Annotated in this window: 21 protein-coding genes and 1 pseudogene; 11 read left to right on the top strand and 11 right to left on the bottom strand. The window is 64.4% G+C overall.

What is annotated here, in order from left to right; translation table 11 throughout:
• Positions 1-17: 17 nt before the first annotated feature.
• The 3 genes from ACX4ZE_RS07005 (at position 18) to ACX4ZE_RS06995 (ending at position 3,268) form a co-directional block, all read left to right on the top strand.
• Positions 18-1,217, top strand: a complete 1,200-nt coding sequence (locus tag ACX4ZE_RS07005; RefSeq protein WP_480272477.1) for a DUF885 domain-containing protein — start codon at positions 18-20, stop codon at positions 1,215-1,217.
• Between the two features lie 165 nt (positions 1,218-1,382).
• Positions 1,383-2,678 (top strand): serine hydroxymethyltransferase, encoded by a 1,296-nt coding sequence (glyA, locus tag ACX4ZE_RS07000; RefSeq protein ID WP_480272476.1) that lies wholly within the window; start codon positions 1,383-1,385, stop codon positions 2,676-2,678.
• Positions 2,679-2,845: 167 nt separating this feature from the next.
• The gene (locus ACX4ZE_RS06995; protein ID WP_480272475.1) at positions 2,846-3,268 is read left to right on the top strand and encodes a limonene-1,2-epoxide hydrolase family protein; all 423 of its coding nucleotides are present in this window, start codon (positions 2,846-2,848) and stop codon (positions 3,266-3,268) included.
• A 6-nt stretch (positions 3,269-3,274) separates the two neighbouring features.
• Here ACX4ZE_RS06995 and ACX4ZE_RS06990 read toward each other — a convergent pair whose 3' ends face one another.
• Positions 3,275-3,547, bottom strand: coding sequence for a hypothetical protein (locus ACX4ZE_RS06990; RefSeq protein WP_480272474.1), 273 nt, complete (start codon positions 3,545-3,547; stop codon positions 3,275-3,277).
• Between the two features lie 504 nt (positions 3,548-4,051).
• Here ACX4ZE_RS06990 and ACX4ZE_RS06985 point away from each other — a divergent pair.
• From ACX4ZE_RS06985 to ACX4ZE_RS06975, 3 genes are all read left to right on the top strand, one after another.
• Positions 4,052-5,437, top strand: coding sequence for a PhoH family protein (locus tag ACX4ZE_RS06985; protein ID WP_480272473.1), 1,386 nt, complete (start codon positions 4,052-4,054; stop codon positions 5,435-5,437).
• Positions 5,438-5,621: 184 nt separating this feature from the next.
• Positions 5,622-6,185 (top strand): LGFP repeat-containing protein, encoded by a 564-nt coding sequence (locus ACX4ZE_RS06980; protein ID WP_480272472.1) that lies wholly within the window; start codon positions 5,622-5,624, stop codon positions 6,183-6,185.
• Positions 6,186-6,274: 89 nt separating this feature from the next.
• Positions 6,275-7,132, top strand: a complete 858-nt coding sequence (locus ACX4ZE_RS06975) for an acyl-ACP desaturase (RefSeq protein ID WP_480272471.1) — start codon at positions 6,275-6,277, stop codon at positions 7,130-7,132.
• A 104-nt stretch (positions 7,133-7,236) separates the two neighbouring features.
• On the opposite strand, the pseudogene ACX4ZE_RS06970 reads toward ACX4ZE_RS06975, so the two are convergent.
• Positions 7,237-7,339, bottom strand: a pseudogene (locus ACX4ZE_RS06970) (hypothetical protein); the annotation flags it as partial.
• A gap of 82 nt (positions 7,340-7,421) precedes the next feature.
• Complete coding sequence (locus ACX4ZE_RS06965) at positions 7,422-7,721, bottom strand: aromatic-ring hydroxylase C-terminal domain-containing protein (protein ID WP_480272548.1); 300 nt, start codon at positions 7,719-7,721, stop codon at positions 7,422-7,424.
• A gap of 137 nt (positions 7,722-7,858) precedes the next feature.
• Between ACX4ZE_RS06965 and ACX4ZE_RS06960 the strand changes: the two genes are divergently transcribed.
• Positions 7,859-8,629: a transposase family protein gene (locus tag ACX4ZE_RS06960; RefSeq protein WP_480272470.1), complete on the top strand. Its 771-nt coding sequence runs from the start codon at positions 7,859-7,861 to the stop codon at positions 8,627-8,629.
• 348 nt (positions 8,630-8,977) lie between these two features.
• On the opposite strand, the gene ACX4ZE_RS06955 is transcribed toward ACX4ZE_RS06960, so the two are convergent.
• Both ACX4ZE_RS06955 and glpX read right to left on the bottom strand, forming a co-directional pair.
• Positions 8,978-10,381 (bottom strand): class II fumarate hydratase, encoded by a 1,404-nt coding sequence (locus ACX4ZE_RS06955; protein WP_480272469.1) that lies wholly within the window; start codon positions 10,379-10,381, stop codon positions 8,978-8,980.
• A 160-nt stretch (positions 10,382-10,541) separates the two neighbouring features.
• A complete protein-coding gene (gene glpX / locus ACX4ZE_RS06950) occupies positions 10,542-11,585 on the bottom strand; it encodes a class II fructose-bisphosphatase (RefSeq protein ID WP_480272468.1) in 1,044 nt (347 codons plus the stop codon).
• 126 nt (positions 11,586-11,711) lie between these two features.
• On the opposite strand from glpX, the gene ACX4ZE_RS06945 reads away from it, so the two are divergent.
• Positions 11,712-12,278 carry a DUF4245 domain-containing protein gene (locus tag ACX4ZE_RS06945; protein ID WP_480272467.1) on the top strand — a complete coding sequence of 189 codons (567 nt, stop codon included), beginning with the start codon at positions 11,712-11,714 and terminating at the stop codon, positions 12,276-12,278.
• Between the two features lie 129 nt (positions 12,279-12,407).
• Here ACX4ZE_RS06945 and ACX4ZE_RS06940 read toward each other — a convergent pair whose 3' ends face one another.
• The 3 genes from ACX4ZE_RS06940 to ACX4ZE_RS06930 form a co-directional block, all read right to left on the bottom strand.
• Complete coding sequence (locus ACX4ZE_RS06940) at positions 12,408-12,614, bottom strand: exodeoxyribonuclease VII small subunit (RefSeq protein WP_480272547.1); 207 nt, start codon at positions 12,612-12,614, stop codon at positions 12,408-12,410.
• 68 nt (positions 12,615-12,682) lie between these two features.
• Positions 12,683-14,005 (bottom strand): exodeoxyribonuclease VII large subunit, encoded by a 1,323-nt coding sequence (xseA, locus tag ACX4ZE_RS06935; RefSeq protein ID WP_480272466.1) that lies wholly within the window; start codon positions 14,003-14,005, stop codon positions 12,683-12,685.
• Positions 14,002-14,625: a lipid droplet-associated protein gene (locus ACX4ZE_RS06930; RefSeq protein ID WP_480272465.1), complete on the bottom strand. Its 624-nt coding sequence runs from the start codon at positions 14,623-14,625 to the stop codon at positions 14,002-14,004. The genes xseA and ACX4ZE_RS06930 overlap by 4 nt, the downstream gene beginning before the upstream one ends.
• A gap of 446 nt (positions 14,626-15,071) precedes the next feature.
• Between ACX4ZE_RS06930 and ACX4ZE_RS06925 the strand changes: the two genes are divergently transcribed.
• On the top strand, positions 15,072-16,079 hold the full coding sequence (locus ACX4ZE_RS06925) for a 4-hydroxy-3-methylbut-2-enyl diphosphate reductase (RefSeq protein ID WP_480272464.1): 1,008 nt from the start codon (positions 15,072-15,074) through the stop codon (positions 16,077-16,079).
• Between the two features lie 43 nt (positions 16,080-16,122).
• Here ACX4ZE_RS06925 and ACX4ZE_RS06920 read toward each other — a convergent pair whose 3' ends face one another.
• Entirely contained in the window at positions 16,123-16,935 is an 813-nt protein-coding gene (locus ACX4ZE_RS06920; RefSeq protein WP_480272463.1) for a DUF6542 domain-containing protein, read from the bottom strand.
• Positions 16,936-17,323: 388 nt separating this feature from the next.
• Here ACX4ZE_RS06920 and ACX4ZE_RS06915 point away from each other — a divergent pair, with 388 nt between their 5' ends.
• Both ACX4ZE_RS06915 and ACX4ZE_RS06910 read left to right on the top strand, forming a co-directional pair.
• Positions 17,324-18,493: an exonuclease SbcCD subunit D gene (locus tag ACX4ZE_RS06915; RefSeq protein WP_480272462.1), complete on the top strand. Its 1,170-nt coding sequence runs from the start codon at positions 17,324-17,326 to the stop codon at positions 18,491-18,493.
• Positions 18,494-18,720: 227 nt separating this feature from the next.
• Positions 18,721-21,807 (top strand): AAA family ATPase, encoded by a 3,087-nt coding sequence (locus tag ACX4ZE_RS06910; protein WP_480272461.1) that lies wholly within the window; start codon positions 18,721-18,723, stop codon positions 21,805-21,807.
• A gap of 67 nt (positions 21,808-21,874) precedes the next feature.
• On the opposite strand, the gene ACX4ZE_RS06905 is transcribed toward ACX4ZE_RS06910, so the two are convergent.
• Both ACX4ZE_RS06905 and ACX4ZE_RS06900 read right to left on the bottom strand, forming a co-directional pair.
• Positions 21,875-22,450 (bottom strand): methylated-DNA--[protein]-cysteine S-methyltransferase, encoded by a 576-nt coding sequence (locus tag ACX4ZE_RS06905; RefSeq protein ID WP_480272460.1) that lies wholly within the window; start codon positions 22,448-22,450, stop codon positions 21,875-21,877.
• Positions 22,447-24,057 carry a DNA-3-methyladenine glycosylase 2 family protein gene (locus ACX4ZE_RS06900; RefSeq protein WP_480272546.1) on the bottom strand — a complete coding sequence of 537 codons (1,611 nt, stop codon included), beginning with the start codon at positions 24,055-24,057 and terminating at the stop codon, positions 22,447-22,449. Before ACX4ZE_RS06900 ends, ACX4ZE_RS06905 begins: the two co-directional genes overlap by 4 nt.
• Positions 24,058-24,103 lie beyond the last annotated feature (46 nt).

Below are 24,103 nucleotides of genomic sequence, written 5' to 3'. Positions count from 1 at the left end.
CGCTACTGTCGGCTGGCATGGAAGCGCATCCGCTCGTAACCGAATACCTGCGGCTCGGCCTCGCCTTCGACCGGCTGGAGGAAGGTTTCGTCGATGCCTACACCGGTGATCCAGCGTTGCGCCGCGCAGTGCAGAACGCGCCTGCGCCGCAGCCACGCGAGTTGGCCCGTCGGGCCGTCGAGTTGCGTGCGGCAGTGCCAGGTGCCGGGTTGTCACCGGAGCGTGCGGCATTCCTCGATGTGCACTTGCGGGCGCTGGAATGTTCCGGACGTAAGTTCGCAGGGGAGGAGATCGGGTTTGTCGAAGAGGTCGAGTCGTACTTCGACGTCGATATCGCACTTGGTGACGTGGCCGATTACCGGCAGGCGCATCGGCGGATGGCCGAGGTGCTCCCCGGGGACGGCCCCTTGGCCGAACGGATGGCCGCACACCGCAAGGCCGACGAAATCCCGCCGGAGCGTCTGCCGGCCTGCGTCGAAGCCTTTTCCGGCGCACTGCGCGAACTGGTCCGCGCCCGTTACCCGCTGCCCGAGCACGAGCACGTGACCTATGAAGTGGTCGGGGACAAGCCCTGGTCCGGGTTCAACTACTACTTGGGCAACTATCGTTCCCGAGTCGCGATCAACGCCGACCTCACCCAGTACATGGCGTATCTGCCGCAGCTGATCGCGCACGAGTCCTATCCGGGGCATCACACCGAGCACTGTCGCAAGGAAGCCGGACTGGTCGCCGCAGGTCAGGCCGAGCAGACGTTGTTTCTGGTGAACACCCCACAGTGCCTGATGGCCGAGGGTCTGGCCGATCTGGCATTACGCTCCCTCGTCGGGCCGGGCTGGGGCAGGTGGGCACAGGAGATCTACGCCGATCTCGGTCTACGCTTCGATGGTGAACGGGCCGAACGTCTTTCGGACGCCTCGGCCATGTTGCTCGGTGTGCGGCAGGACGCCGCGCTGCTGCTGCACGACCGGCGGCGCACCTCCGACGAGGTGGTGGAGTTCCTGCGGGCCTGGGGGTTGATGACGCCGCAACGGGCGCGGCAGTCGCTGCGCTTCCTGTCCTCGCCGCTGTGGCGGGCCTACATCTCCACCTATGTGGAGGGATATCGGCTGCTCGGCGGGTGGCTCGACCGAGCGGTCGGCACCGAAGACCGGTCCGACCGCTTCCGCAGGCTACTCGATGAACCGCTTACGCCGGGCGCGGTACGCGCCGCTGTTTGAGGCGCGCCGGTGAAGGTGATGCGCACCGAAATCTCCGCGCTCTCCTGCGCTTTCATAGTCCATACGGTAAGTGGCTCGGGAAAGCGCCCTTGTGGCCGCTCCGTTGTGTCTCGGTGGAGTGAGCCCCCTGCCGGAGACCGAGACTACGGCCCATAGACTGAGGGCGTGACGCCGAAGACCTCCTCTGTCAATACTCAGTCCCTCGGTGAGCTCGATCCGGAGCTGGTCGCCGCGATGGCAGGTGAACTCGCCCGCGAACGCGATACGCTCGAAATGATCGCCTCGGAGAACTTCGTGCCGCGTGCGGTGCTGCAGGCGCAGGGCAGTGTGCTCACCAACAAGTACGCTGAGGGGTACCCGGGACGGCGCTACTACGGTGGCTGCGAGCACGTCGATGTTGTGGAGAATCTGGCGCGGGAGCGGGCAAGGGAGCTGTTCGACGCCGAATTCGTCAACGTACAGCCGCATTCCGGCGCCCAGGCGAACGCCGCGGTGCTGATGGCGCTGCTGAATCCGGGCGACAAGCTGCTCGGCCTCGACCTCGCGCACGGTGGTCACCTCACTCATGGCATGCGTCTGAATTTCTCCGGAAAGCTCTACGAAGTGCACTCCTACGGGGTGAGCAAGGAAGATCACCGCGTCGACATGGACGAGGTGCGCGATATCGCACTCGGCGCGCGGCCGAAGGTGATCGTGGCCGGCTGGTCAGCCTACCCGCGCCACCAGGACTTCGCGGCATTCCGTTCGATCGCCGATGAGGTCGGTGCCTACCTGTGGGTGGACATGGCGCATTTCGCCGGCCTGGTCGCCGCAGGACTGCACCCCTCCCCGGTGCCCTATGCCGACGTGGTCTCCTCGACCGTGCACAAGACTCTCGGCGGCCCGCGGTCCGGTCTGATCCTGGCCAAGCAGGAGTTCGCCAAGAAACTCAACAGCACGGTATTCCCGGGGCAGCAGGGCGGTCCGCTCATGCACGCCATCGCGGCCAAGGCCGTCGCTTTCAAGATCGCCGCGAGCGTAGAGTTCCATGATCGCCAGGAGCGCACGCTGTCCGGTGCGAAGATCCTCGCCGAGCGTCTCACCGCGGCTGATGTCGCGAACAAGGGCATAAGCGTGCTCACCGGCGGTACCGATGTGCATCTGGTACTCGTCGACCTGCGCAATTCCGAGCTCGACGGCCAGCAGGGGGAGGATCTGCTGCACGAGATCGGAATCACGGTCAATCGCAATGCCGTTCCGTTCGATCCGCGACCGCCTATGGTCACCTCCGGCTTGCGCATCGGTACCGCTGCTCTGGCCACTCGCGGCTTCGGCGACACCGAGTTCACCGAGGTCGCCGACATCATCGCCGGTGCGCTGAGTGGTGCCGCCGATCTGGATGCGCTGCGCGCCAGGGTGCGCAAGCTGGCCGCGGACGTTCCGTTGTACGAGGGCCTCGAGGATTGGCATCTGCTGGGCTGATCCGCTGAGACCGCCACAGCGTGTCGCCCGGTAGCGGAGCCGTGCCGCTGAAGCGGTCGCAGGAGCAGGTGCCCGGTGTTGTCGAAAATCGACATTGAGGGCATTCGTGACGGACTTGCCGTGCGTATCGTGCGTTCTTACCGCCCTGCGCGGCTTAGGCTGTGGCCATGACCGACGAACTCGACCTGAAACAGGACTCGATCACCGCGGTGCGGAAATTCTTCGCCGCATTGGAGATGGGCGCGTCCGAGGAGTCGACCGAACTGCTGCATCCGGACATTGTCTGGAAGAACACTTCATTGCCCGATGTTCGAGGTATCCGCCGGGTCGGTGGTGTACTGCGCGGCTTGCGCCATGACTGGCTCGGATTCGCCGTCGATATGCACCATATCGCCGCCGATGGTGAGATTGTGCTCACCGACCGCACCGACTACCTGCACTTCGGTCCTGTGCGCGTCGGATTTTGGGTGACCGGCACATTCGAGCTGCGCGACGGCCGAATCATCCTGTGGCACGATCACTTCAGCTGGGAAAACTTTTTGCGCGGCATCGTTGCGGGCCTTTGGCGCGCGGCATTGAACCGCCGTTGACCCAGCTCAGGAGTGCTGGGTCAGATACTGCCAATAGATCGGACGCAATACCTCGGCGATCGCGCCGTCTCCTGCGTGAATGTAGTCATCGATCAGGGGCAGGATGTACTTGATGTCCATCTCGCTCTCGGCGATATTGCCCGCGGCGGCCTCCGCGGCCGGGATCGAGGTGAGCAGACGCCATAAGAACTTCACATCACCGCGGCGCACGGCGCGCTTGATCGCTCGGTCGTGTAGCTCCTTCGACGACAACTTCGCCAAATCCTCCGCACCGGACATGTCAGCGACTCTATCCGCCGCATCGGATGTCCGCGAGTACGAACTCTGCGCGCATGTTTCCTGACCTCGCTGCCAGGCCTTGGGCCCGGCGCCGCCGCGGGCTGAGCACCATGTGCGGGCGATTGCGTGCGCTCTGGTTGCCGCAGGTCCGGTCGTGGTGTGCGCCTCCGTGCCGTATCCGGTGCCTGGCCTTGTCCGAAAGTGCTCGTTCTGCTGTGTTGTGCCGATGCTGTGTTGTGCCGACGAGGTACTCCGGTTTACGACAAATTCACGGACATGCTCCTGCGTCCTGAGCGCAGAAGCATGGTTCGCAGGTAGCGTCGGGTATGCGGGCCGCGGCGGTGTGGCTCGTACGGGAGGTCCTGACCGTGACTGAGCTATTCAGTGCGAGAGGGCCGGCGCCCGGCCCTCGTGGCTTCTGACGGCAACGTCGGATCTATCAGGACGGACCCGGTCCAGCGAGATTGTTCGTGCGAGTTCCGCATGAACACAGAGGAGCCCACCGTGACTGCTGCACGCTCCGTTTCCGCTCCCTCGGCGAATTCCAGCTCCGCGCACAGCGGAGCCGCCGCGAAGGGGGCCAGCCCCTCGCACGTGCCCGGTAAGGTATTCGTCATCGATACGTCTGTTCTACTGTCGGATCCCTGGTCTTTCACCAGGTTCGGCGAACACGACGTGGTGCTGCCCCTGGTGGTCATCGGTGAACTCGAGGCCAAACGGCATCATCATGAACTGGGCTGGTTCGCGCGGGAGGCCTTGCGCAATCTGGATGATCTGCGCCTGCAGTACGGCAGGTTGGACCAGCGGGTGCCGATCGGCTCCGCGGGTGGAACGCTACAGGTGGAACTGAACCATACTGATCCCATAGTCCTTCCGGTGGGGTTTCGTACCGACACCAACGACGCCCGGATTCTGGCTTGTGCGCTCAATCTCGCGGCCGAGGGCCGCGAAGTGGTGCTGGTATCCAAAGACATCCCGCTGCGAGTCAAAGCCAGTGCGGTGGGGATACCCGCCGACGAGTATCACGCGCAGGACGTGGTCACATCCGGTTGGTCCGGAATGGTGGAACTGGATGTCAGCTCGGGCCAGATCGATCAGCTCTACGCCGAATCGGTGATCGATCTCGATGAGGCGCGAGAACTTCCCTGCCACACCGGCATCCGCATACTCGGCGCGGGCTCGAGTGCTCTCGGCCGGATCACCCCGGACAAACAGGTGCGGCTGGTCAGGGAGCGCGAGGCATTCGGGTTGCACGGCCGTTCCGCCGAACAGAGGGTCGCGCTGGACCTCTTGCTGGACGAGAGCGTTGGGATCGTCTCGCTCGGTGGGCGGGCGGGCACGGGCAAATCCGCGCTCGCGTTGACCGCGGGCCTGGAGGCCGTATTGGAACGGCGCACGCAGCGCAAGGTGGTGGTTTTCCGCCCGCTGTACGCGGTCGGCGGCCAGGATCTGGGTTATCTCCCCGGCACCGAGAGCGAGAAGATGGGGCCATGGGCGCAGGCGGTCTTCGACACACTCGACGGTCTGGCCAGTCGCGAAGTCATGGAGGAAGTGCTCAGCCGCGGCATGCTGGAAGTACTGCCGCTGACTCATATTCGCGGACGATCGCTGCACGATTCGTTCGTGATCGTCGACGAAGCCCAGTCACTGGAGCGGAACGTACTGCTCACAGTGCTCAGCAGACTCGGAACCGGGTCGCGGGTGGTACTCACACACGATGTGGCCCAGCGCGACAACCTTCGGGTCGGCAGACACGACGGTGTCGCGGCGGTGATCGAGAAGCTCAAAGGCCACCCACTTTTCGCGCATATCACGCTGACCCGTAGCGAGCGTTCGCCGATCGCGGCTCTGGTCACCGAGATGCTGGAGGAGTACGGCCCGCACGCCTGATTCAGGCGTGTTGTCCGGTGTCGTGTGTCGTGGCTTGTCCGCCAGGTATTATCCGCCGCGATAGCTGTTCGGTATGACCCGATGATCGCGTATCGATCATCGGGTCATACCGGCGATCGGCCGAGGCTACACACGGCGTCACGGAGCCCGTGGGGTGCTGGTAGCTCATTGCGAGAGGATGGACATGCTCCACTTCGATCGACGAACGGCTGGGATCACTGTGGCGATCGCCGCAACCGGACTGACCGTGCTCGGCTGCGGTGGCGACGAAGGCAGCATTACTGCGACAGCGGGCATGACAGCGACTCCCGCGGCTCCCCGAGCCGTGGAAACGACTCACCACACCGGACCTCGCAAGACGACCACCACGGTCGAGGCCGCGGAGGAGACCAGGATCGTGACGGTGGCCGGTGAGATCGCTGTGTCCGGCGATATCTACCATGAATACTTGCGCCGCGGCGGTCCGGCCGGTCCGCTCGGCCTTCCGCTGGCGGCTGAGGAAAGCGGTCCTGACGCCAGTGAATATCAAGATTTCGCCGGCGGCACCATCTACATGGCCAGGAAAAGCGAACCTCGCATCGTGTGGGGTGAGATCCGCAGGGCGTGGCAGGAGAACGGCGGCGCACAGGGGAAGCTCGGCTATCCGGTCAGCGACGAGAAGACCATTCCCGGCGGGAAACAGAGCGATTTCTTCGGTGGCACCATCACGTGGGTGGATGGTGTGATCACCGTCATACCGAAGTCGTAGTCCGTTTCCCCTGTCCTCGACCGCCGCACGATCTCGGTTTCCTGTCCATCTCACCCCCGTTTCCAGGGCCGAACCGCTAGGGTGACTCGGTGCATACTCTCTTGACCGACCGCGAACTGCTCGAATCGCTCGCGATGGACGTAGATCTGCTGCTGTGCAAGCACATCGATACCGCCAAAGAGTGGCAACCACACGATCTCGTGCCGTGGGCAGAGGGGCGAAACTTCCCATTCCTCGGCGGCACAGCGTGGACGCCCGAGCAGTCCACGCTCAGCGAAACCGCCCTTCTGGCGTTGACCGTCTCCGTATTGATCGCCGATAATCTGCCCTCTTATCACCGTGAGGTCGGCAAGCATCTGCGCACTGGTGCGTGGTGGCGCTGGGTCGGTCGCTGGACAGCCGAGAAGAACCGCCATGCGATCGTGATCCGCAACTACCTCATGGTCACCAGGGCAGCCGACCCGGAAGAGCTGGAGCGGCTGCGCATGGCGCAGATGACCAGAGGTTTCCGCCGCCCGGCGATGCACCTGCTCGATATGCTCGCCACCTGCGCTTTCGAGGAGGCTGCCAGCGTGATCCAGCATCGCAATATCGCGGTGCTCGGGGAGAATCCACAGGTCGATGCCATCGCCGAGCGTATAGCGCGGGACGACGAACTCCAGGCGGAGTTCTTCGCGAACCTGGTTGCCGCGGCCTTCGACCTCGTACCGAACCAGACCATGCGTGCTGTCGCCGATCAGATCGCCTGCTTCCAAGTTCCCACGGTGGAGCTGGCGGATGGCCGCTGCAGCGACGCGGTACTCGCCGCGGCGGGAATCTACGATCGCGCCGAGGAAGGCGAGCTGGTTTTCGCTCCCTTATTGCGGCGGTGGAATGTCTTCACTCGCACTGATTTCGGATCGGATGGTGAATCGGCGCGCGCTGAACTGGCGTATCTGCGCGACTGATCACTCCGGCAGGCCGAATGCCACGACAATGCGGATATGGGTGCATCGTGGCATTCGAGCCGGTTGGTTCGGTCAGTCGTGTTTCTGTGCCTTGGTCATGGCGAGTCGAAGGCACCGTTCGCGTCGGCGAAGATGAGCGGCGTCATTGCCGATCATCTGTCCGCCGACCTGGGTAACCGCTTCTGGAAGAACGGAGTTCACCGTGCCCGCTCCCACCGGCACGCCGAAATCACAGTTCAAATGCTCAGAAACCTACTCTGATGCCCTGAAGGTTGCGTAGTGGGCTTGATCAGCGCGGGTTGCCGAACCACAGCCGTAGTGCGTCTTCGATCGGGGTTCCAGGGACCCAACAGATATGGCCGTCGGGACGTACGAGTACAGCCTCAACTTTCAGCGGCAGCGTTGAGGTGTGGAGGGTGTCGACGCGGTCTTTCCAAGGTGCGGCGGCGGTGGCCATAGATTCGATTGTGGTAACGAAGACGCCTCGACCATTGTGGAACATGCCGCTGACCCACTGATTGTTGTCGAGTTGGAAGTCTGGTAATCGAGCACCGACAGTGTCGTCCTCACTACCGAGGTTGTAGCGGATCGATGAGGGTTATTCACGGGGCGTGTTCGGGATCTTTTCGTGATGGGAGTCAGCGTCTCCGGATGCGGGCGGCGGCCCGCTCGTGTAGAGAATTGTGTTACCACACAACAACTTTCATACGAGCAAGGCCGCCGCACATGTACAATACCACTGGTTTCCACCGTGATCAGATCACCGAGCTGTGCATCCTCGTCCATACCACCTGGACCGAGACCGGCGATCACCGAAAGCGCATCTGCCCACCGGTTCTGGGCTTGTTCCGTGCGGTCGTGGTGACCTTGACCTACCTGCGCCGCAACCGAGTCCAAGCCGAACTCGCCGAGACCCACGACGTGTCGCAGTCCACGATCAGCCGTGCGATCACCGCGATCACACCGCTACTCGACACCGCGCTGCGCGACTGGGTGCCCACGGCCGACGAACTGGACCCGCACACCCAGTACCTGTTCGACGGGACGCTGTTGCCGTGCTGGTCGTGGCGCTCGCACCCGCAACTGTACTCGGGCAAGCACAAGACCACCGGGATGAACGTCCAGGTCGGCGCGGACCCGCACGGTCGACTGGCGTGGATCTCCGATGCCATCGACGGTTCCCGCCACGATATGCACTGCATCGAAGAATCTGGAGTGCTGCTCGGCATCGATGTCGCAGCATCGCTGGGAGACAAAGGGTTTCAAGGCAGCGGACTTATCACTCCCATCAAGAAGCCCGTCGGCCGGGTTCTGCTGGAGTGGGAGAAACAATTCAATTCCGCGGTCAACGGCGTCCGGGCGCTCATCGAGCAGGTGATCGCGCACTTCAAAACCTGGAGGATCATGCACACCGACTACCGTCGACCCATCGAGACGTTCACCGAAACAATTTCCACGGTGATCGCACTCCACTTCTACAAGATCGCCAGTGAATAAGCCTCCTTGCATCAATCTCACCCAACCGCGAAGCCCTCGTCACCTTCCACGGGCATGAGATAGCCGAAGAGACCATCGCGTCGTTGGTGATACTTTGGATGGTCCGGTCGGTAGTATCTGATGACGACGTAACTCATTCGCAAATCGCGCGAATCGCAACTCGGTACCGACCCAGCGGTTATCGTAGCCCAGCCAGCTGGCGACGAAGCAACTGATCCCCGCACGTCATGCGATGTCCACTCCGGGCATCTTTCGTTGCTGGTTGAGAAACTCGCAGCTGGGATGCCTCGGTGAACCAGCCTACATTTCGGTGGCATTGCCGAGGCGTTCTCGAGTCTGCCGGTTCGGTCAGTCGTGTTCCTGTGCCTTGGTCATGGCGAGCACGTCGAGACGGCGGTCGAGTTCCGTCTCGGTCAGCTGCTCACCGAGCAGGCCGCGGTCGATGACGGTCTGGCGAATGGTCTTCTCCTCCTCGAGTGCCTCTTTGGCGACCGCGGCCGCTTCTTCGTAGCCGATCGCCGAGTTCAGCGGTGTGACAATCGAGGGCGAGGATTCGGCGAGCGTGCGCAGGTGCTCGACATTGGCGACCAGCCCACGTACGCATCGGTCGGCGAACAGTCGTGCGACATTCGCCAGCAGACGTATCGACTCCAACAGGTTGCGTGCCATCACCGGGATGTACACGTTCAGCTCGAAGGCGCCGTTCGCGCCTGCGAAGGTGACCGCGGCGTCATTGCCGATCACCTGTGCACAGACCTGCGTAACCGCCTCAGGGAGAACGGGGTTCACCTTGCCCGGCATGATCGAGCTACCCGGCTGCAGATCGGGCAGCTGGATTTCGGCCAGTCCGGTCAGCGGGCCCGAGCCCATCCAGCGAATATCGTTGGCTATCTTGGTCAGGCTCACCGCGATCGTGCGCAGGGCACCGGATGCCTCGACCAGACCGTCCCGGGCCGCCTGCGCCTCGAAGTGGTTCTCGGCCTCGCGCAAAGCGTCGATCCCGGTGGCGCGCACCAGCTCCGCGACGACCTTCGCACCGAAGCCTCCCGGTGCGTTCAGCCCGGTGCCGACCGCTGTTCCGCCGATCGGCAGCTCGCCGAGCCGGGGCAGCACGGCCATGATGCGATCGATGCCCGCCGCGATCTGCCGGGTGTAGCCGCTGAATTCCTGGCCGAGCGTGATCGGCACGGCATCCATCAAGTGCGTACGGCCGGACTTCACTACGGTCTGCCATTCGGTCGACTTGTCCAGCAGCGCCAGGCGCAGATGTTCCAGCGCGGGAACCAAATCGGTGATGACCGCTTCGGTAGCGGCGAGATGCGTTGCGGTGGGGAAGGTGTCGTTGGATGACTGTGACATATTCACGTCGTCGTTCGGGTGCACGATGACACCGTTGCGCTCGGCCGAGGAGGCGATCACCTCATTGGCGTTCATATTCGAGCTGGTTCCGGAGCCGGTCTGGAAGACGTCGACCGGGAACTGATCGTCGTGGTCGCCGGCCGCGATCTCGTTCGCCGCGACGATGATGGCGTCGGCTTTCCCCGGATCGAGCAGACCCAGGTCGCGGTTCACCGTGGCGCACGCGGCCTTCAACAGACCGAGTGCGCGAATCTGTGCGCGCTCCAGACCGCGCCCGCTGATCGGGAAGTTCGCTACGGCCCGCTGGGTCTGCGCCCGCCACAGGGCGTCCACCGGAACCCGAACCTCGCCCATAGTGTCGTGTTCGATGCGGTACTGCGTGTCCTCGGTCATGCTTTCGACCCTATGCCGCGGTCGCAGTGCCTGAGGCAGCCACGCCTGAGGTTGTTCGCCCCCGGTTGTCCGAATCGCCTCTGGATATCCTAGTGGACTATCACTCCAGCCCCCGTGGTTCCCATTGTCCGCGGCGCCACGAACAACGGGGGCTCTGGGGTCAGGGGAGCGGCGGGACCGCGTGTTCATCGCCGATGAAATCGACTGATGAGTATTCGTGCAGCTTGGTCAGGCGGTGGTAGGCGTCGATCATGCGGACGGTGCCGGATTTCGAGCGCATGACGATGGATTGGGTCGATGCGCCGCCGCTGTAGTAGCGGACGCCGCGCAGTAGGTCGCCGTCGGTGACGCCGGTGGCGCAGAAGAAGACGTTCTCCCCGGAGACCAGGTCTTCGGTGTTCAGCACGCGGTCCAGGTCGTGGCCCGCGTCGATGGCTTTCTGTCTTTCCTCATCATCCTTCGGTGCGAGCATGCCTTGCAGTGCGCCGCCCATGCAGCGCATCGCGGCGGCGGCGATGATGCCCTCGGGGGTGCCGCCGATGCCGACCAGGATGTCGGTGCCGGAATCCGGGCGGGCCGCGGCGATCGCGCCGGCGACGTCGCCGTCGGAGATCAGGCGGATGCGGGCACCCGCGTCGCGTACTTGCTGGATCAGTTCCGTATGCCTCGGGCGGTCCAGAATGCAGACGGTGAGGTCGGACTTCGAGGAGTTCTTGGCCTTGGCGACCCGGCTGATGTTCTCACTGATCGGAGCCGAGATATCGATTACGTCGGCGGCGTCGGGGCCGACTGCGATCTTGTGCATATAGAACACCGCCGACGGGTCGAACATCGCGCCCCGCTCAGCGACCGCGAGCACGGCGATCGCGCCGGGCGAGCCTTTGGACATCAGCGTGGTGCCGTCGATCGGGTCCACCGCGAAATCCACCTCGGGACCGGTACCGTCGCCTACGGACTCGCCATTGTACAGCATCGGCGCCTCGTCCTTCTCCCCCTCGCCGATGACGACGATGCCGCGCATGGATACCGAGCTGACCAGCTGACGCATGGCATCGACAGCGGCGCCATCTCCTCCCTCTTTGTCGCCGCGCCCCACCCACCGGCCCGCGGCCATCGCTCCGGCTTCCGTCACGCGGACCAGCTCGAGTGCGAGGTTGCGGTCGGGCGCCTCGCGGCGGCTCGGGGTCGGGGAAGTTGCCGTCATTACGGGTGCCTCCTGTGCATCGATGCGTATCCGGTCGATTGTCTCATTCGGTATGACGTGGCTGTTACCCCTGTTCGGGATCGGGGTGCTCGGCGGAGCATTGCCGCGCGAGTGGATACTGAGAGCGTGTCCTACCAAAAGCCACGCATCATGAACGACTACCGGGATCTGTTCTGGTCGCTGATTCCGTTAGTGGTGATCGCGGTGGTGTTCGCGGGGTTGGCCAGCCAGTGCAGTTTCGCCGCGAGCGGCCCGACTCAGGGGAAGATCCCGCACTTCGATGCGCGGGCCGCTCTCACTGCCGACGCTCGGACCTTGCCGTTCCCGATCCGCAATCCAGCCGTACCAGATAGCTGGACACCGAATTCCGGCAGTCGCGAGACGATCAGCGGCCCAGGCGGTGGAGCGGTCAGCACCGTGGGCTACATTACGCAGCAGGGCACGTATATGCGATTTACCCAGAGCGACGCGACGGAAGAGGCGCTGGCCAGGTTCGTGCTCGGATCCCGGTACGCCAGCGGTGTCGAACAGGTCGGCAGACAGCAGTGGACCGCCTATGCGGAGCCGGGTGAGGAGACTGCCTGGATCGCAGACCTCGGTCAGTCCCGAGTGTTGATCACCGGTGCGGGTGACCAGGCCGCCTTCACCATGCTGGCCAGGGCGATCGCCGCCGCCGTCCCGCTGCAGCCCTGAAACACCCGGTCTACTCGTTCGCGGCAGCGTTCGCTCGGTGGCTCACCGCGTCGTCAACGGTTCAGCGGAATTGAATCCGCGGTCGGTGGGAGCCGGTGGTGCGGATATCCGGGGTAGCGCGCCGGAGCGTCATTCTCGCTGCGCCGAGTCGGTGCGGTGCAGTGCGTCCGCTACCCGCTGACGTGCGCCTGCCAGATGCTGTTCACAGCGGTTGGCCAGAGCTTCACCGCGTTCCCATAGGGTGAGGGACTCGTCAAGGTCGAGGCCGCCTTGCTCGAGTATTTTCACGATGTCGGCCAGTTCGTCGCGGGCGCGTTCATAGCCGAATCCGGTGATATCCGAGTCACCGTCCGGCTCGGCTTCTGCCGCGTTCTTTTGTGTGGACTCGCCGGATTCGGCCAAGGTCAGTTCCTCTCGGTATCGGTGTGTGTCGTGCCGAGTGCCTCGGTGTCGAGGGTGGCAGTTGTGACAGCGCCATCGGCGACCCGGATCCGCAGTCGGCTGCCAACTGGCGCGTCCGCGATCGAGCGCACCACCTGGCGTTCCTGACCGATGACGCGCTGGACAACAGCGTAACCACGGGCCAGTGTCGCGGCCGGACCCACTGCGGTGAGCTTCTCACGCAGATGTCTGGTCGCTGTGGATTCGTTGTGGAGCAGCTGTTCGACGCTCCGCCGCATTGCCGTGCGCAGGCGCTCGATCTCGTCCTGGCGCTGGTCGATAGCGCGCAGTGGGTCGGCGAGCACGGGCCGGGAACGCAGTTGGGTGAGGGTGTTGGTCTCGCGGTCGACCCAGCCGCGCAATGCGGCCGCGGCACGGGCGCGCAACTCCTCGACTGCCGACAGCTCGGCAGCTGCGTCCGGAACCACCCGCTTGGCGGCATCGGTCGGGGTGGCCGCGCGTAGATCGGCGACCAAGTCGCTGAGCGGGTTGTCGGGTTCATGGCCGATCGCGCTCACGACCGGGGTGGTCGCGGCTACGATAGCGCGACACAGGGCTTCATCGGAGAACGGCAACAGGTCTTCCACGCTACCGCCACCGCGTGCGAGCACGATCACCTCCACGGTGGGTTCATGATCGAGCTCGACCAGCGCGGCGAGTAGCTGAGGCACCGCGTTCGGCCCCTGTACCGCAGTATTTCTGATCTCGAAACGCACTGCAGGCCAACGATTTTGCGCGACACTCAACACATCGTGCTCCGCTGCGCTTGCGCGACCGGTGATCAGCCCGATCGTCGTAGGCAGGAATGGGAGTGGTCGTTTGAGACGGGGATCGAATAGGCCCTCGGCTTCCAGCAGTGCCTTCAGTCGTTCGATACGGGCCAATAGTTCGCCGATACCGACGGAGCGAATCTCCATGGCGCGCAATGAGATCGTGCCCCGACCGGTGAAGAAGGAGAGTTTGCCGTAGATCACCACCCTGCTGCCCTCGCGTAGCGGGACCGGAGAGGTGCGGATGAGGTCTGGAGCGCAGGTCACCGACAGGGACATATCGGCGGACGGGTCGCGTAACACCAGGAACGCCGTCCGTGTACCGGGACGCAGGTTGATCTGCGTGATCTGCCCTTCTACCCAGATGTTGCCGAGTCGGTCGATCCATTGGGCGACTTTGATGGCTACCGAACGGACCGGCCATGGGCGCTCGGCGGAATTCGCGGGCTTGTCTGCTGGTTGGCCGGAGGTTTTCCGGCCAACCAGCGGTGCAGGAGGGGGTCCTGGTTCGGTCACTGGGCTTGCACGGTGGCGATCCGATTCGTCAGCATGGTCACGAACGGTGCCCTGGCGCGGGTGCGCTGCTCATATTCCAGCAGCGCCTCGAGGTCCTCTAGCGTCAGCATGCGCAGCCGGGCGCGCAGCTGTGCCAAGGTCATCGTGGCGTAGTTGTAGCGGGTGGCGACCTGCGGTTCGACGACTTCGGGCTCGGGCTCGGGGCGGATGTGGCCGTTGGTCTCGGCGCCGCGAACCGAGCTCTCTGTGGTGAAGGGTTCGGATATCGATTCGGGAATCAAGGACGATTGGTCCTCGGTAGCGGTGGGGACACTGTCGGCAGTGTAGCGATCGAATCGGCTGGTTCGGCGGGGTTCGGAGTCCGGTTCGTCGGCGAGGTCTTCGTCGAATGTGGCCCATTCCGGCTGTTCGACCGGACGGTCGGACAAATGTCCGAAAACTGTATCGCCCTTCAATGCCAGGCTGGTCACGAACTGCTGGATGTGCATAGTCGTCTGTAGCATTTGACTGATAGCCGTGATCGGGAAATGTATTGCCGCCGTGGGTAGCCGACGACTCTCCTCGATCGCGTACACGGCGGCGCCTGCGGCGACGCGGGCCAGAAAAGGTGGTCGAAGCATGGTCCTAGACTGCCCGAAAAGGGGTGCCATACAAAAGAGGTGTGCACAGGATTCGGATATTCGTCCGCCTCGGCGCGTGACGGATCGGCCCGGATTTCGCGGAGCTGCGATCATATGTGGAGGATAGACGTATGTCTTCGGCGAGTACGGTGCGCAACTCCGTGAATCGCAGTGTTCGCGGTGCTGCGGGGTTAGGGCGCTGTGGTGAGTAACGGCTGTGGTGAGTAACGGCTGTGGTGAGTAACGGCTGTGGTGAGTAACGATGGAATGAGCCACCGGCCCGTGGGCACTCGATCAGCAGCGTGACCGAGACGTACTCATGCCGCCGCTGTTCCACTTCCTGCGACTGGATGTCTCGGCTCTGCCCGGACCGGGCTTGTGTCGAGCGGAGGTAACAGTCGGCTCCCGGACGTGGCAGGGACGCTGGTCACACGTATCCTGTGGACATGTCAGCGGCCATCCCCTTGAACGTCGGAATCGCCCGATCGGCAGGTGCCGCACCGGCTGCCGATCGCAGAAAACGTGTGTTGCTCGCCGAGCCACGCGGGTACTGTGCCGGCGTGGACCGCGCAGTCGAAACCGTGGAGAAGGCGTTGGAGAAGCACGGCGCGCCGATCTACGTACGTAAAGAGATCGTGCACAACCGGCATGTAGTGGAGACGTTGCGCGAGCGTGGTGTGATCTTTGTCGACGAGACCGACGAGGTCCCCGAGGGGGCGGTCGTCGTATTCTCCGCGCATGGTGTCTCGCCCGCGGTGCACGAATCCGCCGTGTCGCGCAAGCTGCACACTATCGACGCGACCTGCCCGCTGGTGACCAAGGTGCACCAGGAGGCCAAGCGCTTCGCCCGCGACGACTACGACATTCTGCTCATCGGGCATGAGGGCCACGAGGAGGTCGAGGGTACCGCCGGTGAGGCACCAGAACATGTTCAACTGGTCGACGGACCCGACGCGGTCGACACGATCAGTGTGCGGGACGAGTCGAAGGTGATCTGGCTCTCGCAGACCACGCTGAGTGTGGACGAGACAATGGAGACGGTGAAACGGCTGCGGGAACGATTCCCTGGTCTGCAGGACCCACCGAGCGACGACATCTGTTACGCCACGCAGAACCGCCAAGTGGCGGTGAAGGCGATGGCGCCGGAATGCGACCTGGTGATCGTGGTCGGTTCCCGTAATTCCTCGAACTCGGTGCGTTTGGTCGAGGTCGCGCTCGGCGCGGGTGCCAAGGCCGCCTACCTGGTGGACTTCGCTCGCGAGGTCGACCCGGCTTGGTTCGACGGTGTTCGCACCATCGGCATCACCTCGGGTGCGTCGGTCCCAGAGATTCTGGTCCGTGCTGTCCTGGACATGCTGGCCGAGCATGGCTACAGCGATGTCCAGCCGGTCACTACGGCCAACGAGACCCTTGTCTTCGCGTTGCCCAGGGAACTACGCGGCGTTCGCCGCTGAGTCGGGTCCGTTTGCTCGGCGAGCGGGCTCGGATGAGCGTGGTCTACAAGTTCTCCGGTCGCCGCTGTTCGGCACGGGCCGTACCCCGGTCGCGGTAGCGCACCGTGGGCTGAGGGTGTGGCGGAATATCGTGGTGCCCCGACCCGCGTGGTGGTTTGCCTTGGAGGCGGGGTATGGCGATGGTCGGGGCACCGGCGCTGTGCGCGCTGACGTGCTCTTCTCTAGGCCGGGGCGAAGCGCCCCGTGGTGGGGTATCGGCGACCTGAGGCGTGGCCCGGCGGGATGACCGTGGCATAGGCTTGTCCACCTGGTTCGATCTTGGCCCGGCTTTCGGGCGGCGGGTCTTGCGTCGTGTCGCCTTTGCGAGAGTGTCGGAGGGGCGGTCAGGTTTGGCCCGCGTCGTTGTCTTCCTGGACCGTGACGCGCGTCGGCTTGCCCCGCGCCGTGGTGAGGGCGAACTGTTCTTCCCCTCCGTACGACGATGCATCAGGATTCGGACACCACCGATCAGCAAGACGATGACTGTAGCCAGCATCATGGTCGGGAATCGGCTCACCAGCGGGATCGCCAGATTCAGCAGGATGTCTTTTATCGAGGTCGAACTGCCCCCGGAGAGTTTCTGATAGGCCAACGGCACAGCGATGAACAGCAGCAGCGGCGGCAACACCATGGCGTCGAACAAGCCACGGTAGCGTACGGCAGCGACAGCAGCCACGCACCCGGTTGTGTACAGCGTAGCGAAGGTGCCGGTCAGCTCATTGCCGCCGTTTCGGGCATCGATCAGAAATCCCAGAAACGTACACGCGACCGCGATGAGGATCGCCCCGCCGACCGGGATTCCCGGCACAGAAGGCATGAGGGAACGTTGCGGCGCGGGTACCCGGGATCGCGCACGTTGGGAAGCAGCCACGGTATGCAGACTAGTTGCCTGCGCGCTCGGCACTGTGGCGGCACGACTATCGACCTGGTCACCGACCTACAGCGTGGTCCAAGAAAGTCACCGAGGAACTGCCGAGTTGCATGCCGAGATGGTCCAGGTGATTGTGTTGCCACTCACACAGAGCTGCCGCCTTCAGGCCTGGCGGTTCCCGGGGGTGCGGTCGGCGCTACCGTACTCCGGACAGCGATCGTTGCCGCGACCTGAAGCCGATGACGTGGGGTAACGTGATCAGGGGTGCGGAATCGATCATGGAGGTGGAGTCGGGGTTGAAGTCGGAGGGCGGATTGTCCTACGGTTTCGCGACATGCGGATGCTGCATACCTCGGACTGGCACATCGGACGTACGTTTCACGGGGTCGATCTGCTTGCTGACCAGGTTCGTTCGCTGACCGCGATCGCGGAACTGGTGGCTGAGGAATCGGTCGAGGTGGTTCTGCTGCCTGGTGATGTGTACGACCGCTCGGTTCCGAGCGCCGATGCGATCGCGGTATGCAATCGGGGGCTCGAAGCCATTCGCGCGGCCGGAGCGCAGATCGTGGCCACCTCGGGAAACCACGATTCGCCGGCCAGGTTGGGTGCGGGCGCCAGTTTCGCCGCAGCGGGTGGATTGCATCTGCGCACCACCACTGCCGAGGCAGATCAGCCGGTCTTGCTGGAAGATGAGCATGGGCTCGTAGCTTGCTATGGCATTCCCTATCTGGAACCAGAGCTCACTCGCGCTGAATTGGGCGTACCGCAAGCTCGCTCTCATGCTGAGGTCTTGGACGCGGTGATGGCCCGGATCCGTACCGATATCGCGCGGCGGCCAGGTGCGCGCACGGTTGTGCTGGCACATGCCTTCGTCGTCGGTGGGGAGGCGACCGGGTCGGAACGGACGATCTCCGTAGGCGGAGTGGAGACGGTGCCGCTGTCCGCCTTCCACGACATCGACTACGTGGCGCTCGGTCACCTGCATTCACCGCAGACGCTGCTGGAGTCGGTGCGCTACTCTGGCTCGCCGCTGCCGTATTCGTTCGCAGAGAGTTCACATCGTAAGGCAGTCTGGATCGTGGATCTGGACGCATCTGGTGCACCTGCGGTCCGGCGTCGGGATCTGCCGACGGTCCGGAGCCTGAGTAAACTCACCGGCACCTTGGACGAGCTGCTGAACGACGCGCGGCACAGTGCAGCCGAACAGCACTACGTTTCGGCCGTACTCACCGATCCGGCCCGTCCGGTCGACGCTATGCGCAAGCTGCGGGAACGTTTTCCCTATGCTGTGCATGTGGAATGGGCGCGCCCCGAGGGGAACTCGGAACTGCGCTACCGTGAGCGAGTGCACGGCCGCCGTGACATCGAAGTAGCCCGTAGCTTTCTCGCCGACGTCCGAGGCATGCCGAACTCGAACGATATGGCATGGCTGGAACGCGCGCTGGCCGCCGCGGTCGCAGAACCTGAGCACGTGGCCACCAGGACCGAGGAAGTGCCCGCATGAGCACGAGCATGAGCGGTCAGGCCCGGAGGCGGCAGCGTAGCGTGGCCACGGAGGGGTCCGCTCATGCGGGGAGAAGGGACAGAGCATGAGCGGTCAGGCCCGGAGGCGGCAGCGTAGCGTGGCCACGGAGGGGTCCGCTCATGCGGGGAGGAGGGACAGAGCATGAGCGGTCAGGCCCGGAGGCGGCAGCGTAGCGTGGCCACGCCGAAGCGGGACATCGGCGTGGCATGAGGCTGCACAAGCTGGAGATGACCGCGTTCGGCCCGTACGCAGGCACCGCGACTGTCGATTTCGACGTACTCGGTGCCGACGGCTTGTTCTTGTTGCATGGCCAGACCGGAGCGGGCAAGACCACGGTGCTGGACGCGATTGCGTTCGCGCTCTACGGTAAGGTGCCCGGCGCGCGCGGGGAGAGCAAGCGGTTGCACTCCGATCACGCACCGGAACAGACACCGCCGCAGGTGGTGTTGGAGGCGACCCTGGGCGGTCGACGGCTTCGCCTCACCCGCAGCCCGGAATTCGAGCGGCGCAAACGGTCTGGTGTCGGTATGCGCACTGTGCCCGCCAAGGCGACACTGACCTGGTTGGACGGCTACGGCGAAAACCTTTCCCGGATACCTGATATCGGCACCGAGATCCTGCGGCTGCTCGGTATGAGCGCCGATCAGTTCTTCCAGGTAGTGTTGCTGCCGCAGGGTGATTTCGCGCGATTCTTGCGGGCGGACAACGAAGATCGCGAGAAACTACTCGAAAAACTCTTCGATACAAGGCGTTTCGGTGCTGTTGAGCAGTGGCTCGCCGACAAACGCCGTACCGCCGCGGCTGAACTGGATGCAGGAACCGAAAACATCAAGCGACTGATCATCCAGGTGGGTCTGCTCGCCGGGGCGGGGGATTCGGTCGGTTTGGCGGAGTCGATCGACTGGTCGCAGGCTTTGCTGTCCACCGCCCGCGCTGAGCTGGGCACGGCTGTGGCGGAGGTCGAACGCTGCGAGCGTATCGTGATACAGACACGGGAACATGCAGAACAACAGCGGCGGTGGCATGAACTGCATCGTCGCCTGGTCGCGGCGCGGCAGCAGTTGGACGAGCACGCTTCGGGCGCGCAACGGCGCAGCGCCTTGCAGGAAGAACTCGAGCTGGCTCGGCGCGCCGAGCCGGTAGCGGCAGCCATCGACGAGGCAAGGTCGGCGGTCAGGGAACAGCGGCGATTGGCTGGGGAAAAACAACAAGCGGCCCAGCGCTTGACGGCCCGGCTCTTGGAACCGGCGAGTGCTGATCTCGGCGGGGCAGAGTTGCTCGGGAGCGACAACCTCGGAGCCGATGTCGCGGCCCAGGTGCGTGCTGATGCCGATATCGATGCGACGATTCGGCGATGGAGCGGACAGATCGGCAGACTGGACGGAGTACGTGCCGATGCGGTCGGTCGTGCCCGGCTCGACAGCGAACTCAGCACATTGCGTGCCGAGGACACGGCACTGGTCCGATGTATCCATACGCTTGCTCAGCGAAGTCAACAGCTGCCAGCCGCGCTCGCTATGGCCGAGGCCGGATTGCGTGAGGCGACCGAAGCGGCTGCGGCATTGCCCGGCCTGCGCGCGGAAACCGAGCGGCTGCAGACCGCCGTGACAGCGGCCGCCGAGTTGGCTGCCCGCCGTGGTGCACTCGATCACGCCAGGTTGGAGTTCGACACAGCCCGCTCTGCGCACCTCGATGCCAAGGAGCGGGTGTTCGACCTGCGCGAGCGACGGCTGACCGGAATGGCTGCCGAGCTGGCCGGTGAGCTGGTCGACGGAAGCCCGTGCGCAGTGTGCGGCTCCGCCGAGCATCCCGCGCCTGCTCGGTCTACGGCGGCCGCGGTGTCCACTGCGGAAGAAGAGGCCGCCACGGCGGCCGAGCATGCGGCCGAGCTCATCCGGGATCGCGCACTGGCCCGCATCACAGAACTGGAGCGCGAGATCGAAGCGCTCGTCGCCCGTGGTGGCGACGCCGATCGAGTAGAGCTCGCCGCAATGATGCATATCGCGGCCGATCGCTATGCGGACCTCGCCGAACTGGCCGAGCACGCCGATAGCCTGACCGCTGAGCGCAGCAGCCTGCGCGCAGAGGAGGCGCGAGTGCACGAGCAGCTGCGCGAATACGAAGCTCGCCGCAGTGCGATCGCCGCAACTATCGCCTCCGCTGAAACACACCGCGCCGAGCTCACCGAGCGGCTGCGCGCGGTGGCCGGTGCCGATGGAACCATCGACAGCCGTCGTGCCCGGCTCACCGCCCTGGTTGCTGAGGCGACCGCCCTACGTGATGCCCGGTCAGCAGCGGTAGCGGCGGATGAGCAGGTTTCGGCGCTCGCAGACCGCGTGGTAAAGCTCGCTGGTACGGCAGGTTTCGCGACCGTTGATCCTGTCCCGCGTGCCGCGCCCGGCGTTGCTCCAGATGACATCGCCGTATTGAGCGCATACGCGAAAGTGGTCGCTGCCGCATCCCGCACCGGTGTGCGGCAGGATGAGATCGAAGCGGAACTCGTAGCTGCCGACCGGGCCCGTGCGCATGCGGAAGCCGTGCTGGTGGAGCCGGAGATCCAGGCGGCGATGACACGAGAGCCCGGTGACCTGACGGAGCTGGACGCACAGATGGCGGCCGCGCAGGACGCGCTGAACACCGCGGTTGCCGTCCATGCCGAAGTGAGCAGGCGGGCGAGCAGGCTCGCGGAACTGGGCAGTCAGCTCTGGGCCGCGGTCGGCCGGATCGCTCCTGCGCAACAGGTCTTCGAGGAATTGAACGGGCTCGCTGATGTGGTCGCCGGGCGCGGCGCGAACAACCGCCGGATGTCTTTGCACTCCTATGTTCTGGCCGCACGCTTGGAAGAGGTGGCGCAGGCAGGCTCTGTACGATTGCGCAGGATGTCCGGTGGTCGTTACGAATTCGTCCATTCGGATAAAGCTGGACCGCGTGGTCGTCGCGGCGGGCTCGGACTCGATATCCGTGATGATTACACTGGCGCCATTCGTCCGGCCAAGACGCTCTCCGGCGGTGAGACATTCATGGCCGCCTTGTCTTTGGCGCTCGGCCTGGCCGATACGGTCGCAGCCGAATCCGGTGGGATGGTGCTGGACACACTCTTCATCGATGAGGGTTTCGGTGGTCTGGACGCCGATACCCTTGACGCTGTAATGGGTGTGCTCGACGAACTGCGTGCAGGGGGTCGGGTGGTCGGCGTGGTCAGTCATGTGGACGAGATGCGGCAACGCATTCCCAGCCGACTGCATGTTGTCCGTGGACGCGCCGGTTCTCGGCTTCAGGCGACTATCGCCTGAGGTGAGCAGTCACGCGGTCGGGATCACCACGACCGCTGCCGCGATCGGCTATTGCCGGATTCGCCGATCATGGCCATTCAGTGCTCGGCAGGCCGAGATGTCCACTTTCGTGGTCGAGTAGCTTGCGTTTTACCGTTGCCCCCCAGCGGAATCCGCCGAGCGCACCGCCGATACGCAGGATCCGATGGCAAGGCACGAATAGGGCGACGGCATTGCGGGCGCACGCGTTGGCCGCGGCGCGGGTGGCTTCGGGGCGACCCGCGCGGGCCGCGAATTCGGTGTAGGTGAGTGTGTTGCCTGCCGGGACGGTACGCAGCACATCCCAGGCACGCATCAGGAACTGTCCGGAGAGTTGGCGCACCGGAATCGGCTCGATCGCGGTGAGATCACCCGCATGGTAGGCGGTGACCGCCTCGGTTACCGCACCCAGCGTATCCCGTTGTCGCAGTTGCGTCGGGCGTAGGGTGGCATGGATCAGGCTGCGTAAGTTCTCCGCGTCGCGGGTCCAGCCCGCAGCCAGTACCACACCGTCTGCGTCGATGAGGACGGTGAACGGACCCAGAGTGGTATCGATTATCGCGAAATCAGCTGTTGTGCTTTTTTTTCCAATCGTATTGGTGCGAAGAACACTGTTATTGTTCATGTTTCGACAGAGCCTTTCGTGGTGCGCTTTCGTGGTGCACCTTCATGAGGTGAACGCGGGGATCGGCGACGCGGGGTCGTCGAGAACGTGATCCGGTCGGACAACGCCGCTTGCCACAGCTGCATAGACAGGTACGACCGCCAGGGCGCCCAGCGCGTGGTGTCCGACAAGTCGACGCCGAGCAGGGTCGCGCCGCGGCGCACGACCAGATCGGTGTCGAGAAGTATGTCTGGGGCGGCAAGCAGGCGCATGGTCACATAGTCGGCCGTCCACGGCCCGACGCCGTCCAGCGCAAGTAGTTCGTGGCGCAGCTCGGCGGCGGTGCGTCCTTGGTGCAGCCGCACCGTGCCACAGGCTAGAGCTTCTGCGGCCGCGACGATGGCCTGAATTCGCCGTGCCGGACCAGTCAAGACTTCGGCGCCGTGCGCGGCGATCGTCTCAGGGGAGGGGAACAGCAGCGGGAGCGGCCCCTCCACTCGCACACCGAGCGCCTCGACTAACCGGGCGGTGTGCGTCACTGCGGCGGGCACCGAGATCTGCTGTCCGATCATGGTGCGCAGCAGCAGTTCGGCTCCGTCCAGGCAGCCGGGCACTCGGATGCCTGGACGGAATGCCGGTCGCCTGAGGTCGGAGCGATCGATGTCGGGTGTCGCCTCGGGTGTGTTCGTCTCCGCGTCCGGCGGTGGTGGCAGAGCAGGCCAGGGTCGATCGGATGTGGTGCCCAACGCCGCATCGATTCCGACGGGGTCGGCATCCAAATCCAGCAGATGCCGCAGCCGGGACACTGTCGGCGCCAGATCGCGCATATCACGCAGGGCCAGTTCTGCCCGCACATGGTGGCGCTGGAAACTCAACCGTGCGGTGGCGTGCCCATGTGGTGTGCGAAGGTTTCTGGTGTAGACGCGGTCCTCCCACAGCTCCATGCCCTGGACGAGGTGCGCGGACAGAAACCACTCCAGCCAGGTATGATCCAGAGGCTCCCGATAGGCCAGTCGTACCGTGAGCCTGCCCGCGCCGGCAGGGGCGAGTATTCCGGATTTCGCGCGCTGTGCCTCGGTTCGCATGATGGTTGGGGCGACCGCGAAGACCTCACGCATCGTGTCGTTGAACTGGCGGATGGAGGTGAAGCCCGCCGCGAATGCGATATCGGACATGGACATCGTGGTGGTCTGGATCAGCAATCGCGCGGTGTGTGCCCGATTCGCCCTGGCCAGTGCCAGAGGGCCAGCGCCGAGCTCGGTGCTCAGTACCCGACTCAGCTGCCGCTGGGAATAGCCGAGAGCATCGGCCAACCCGGTCACTCCGCCACGTTCGATGGCACCGTCACTGATCAACCGCATCGCGCGCGCTGCGAGATCCGCACTGGTGTTCCACCGTGGCGAGCCAGGCGTAGCGTCCGGCAGGCAGCGGCGGCAGGCACGGTATCCGGCCTGCTGGGCCGCAGCGGCGGTCGGCAGGAACGACACATTGGCCGGTTTCGGCGTGACCGCCGGACACGAGGGACGGCAATAGATTCCGGTGGTTCGCACCGCGGTGAAGAATTGTCCGTCGAATCGTGCGTCGCGGGTCGATACCGCCCGGTAGCACTGTTCGAAATCCAATCCCATGATCGTCACGCCCACCACATTGGCAGTTGCCGAGGACCTGCGCTAG

This window comes from Nocardia sp. TBRC8007, assembly GCF_056629435.1.
This window is presented reverse-complemented; position numbering and strand designations above follow the sequence as displayed.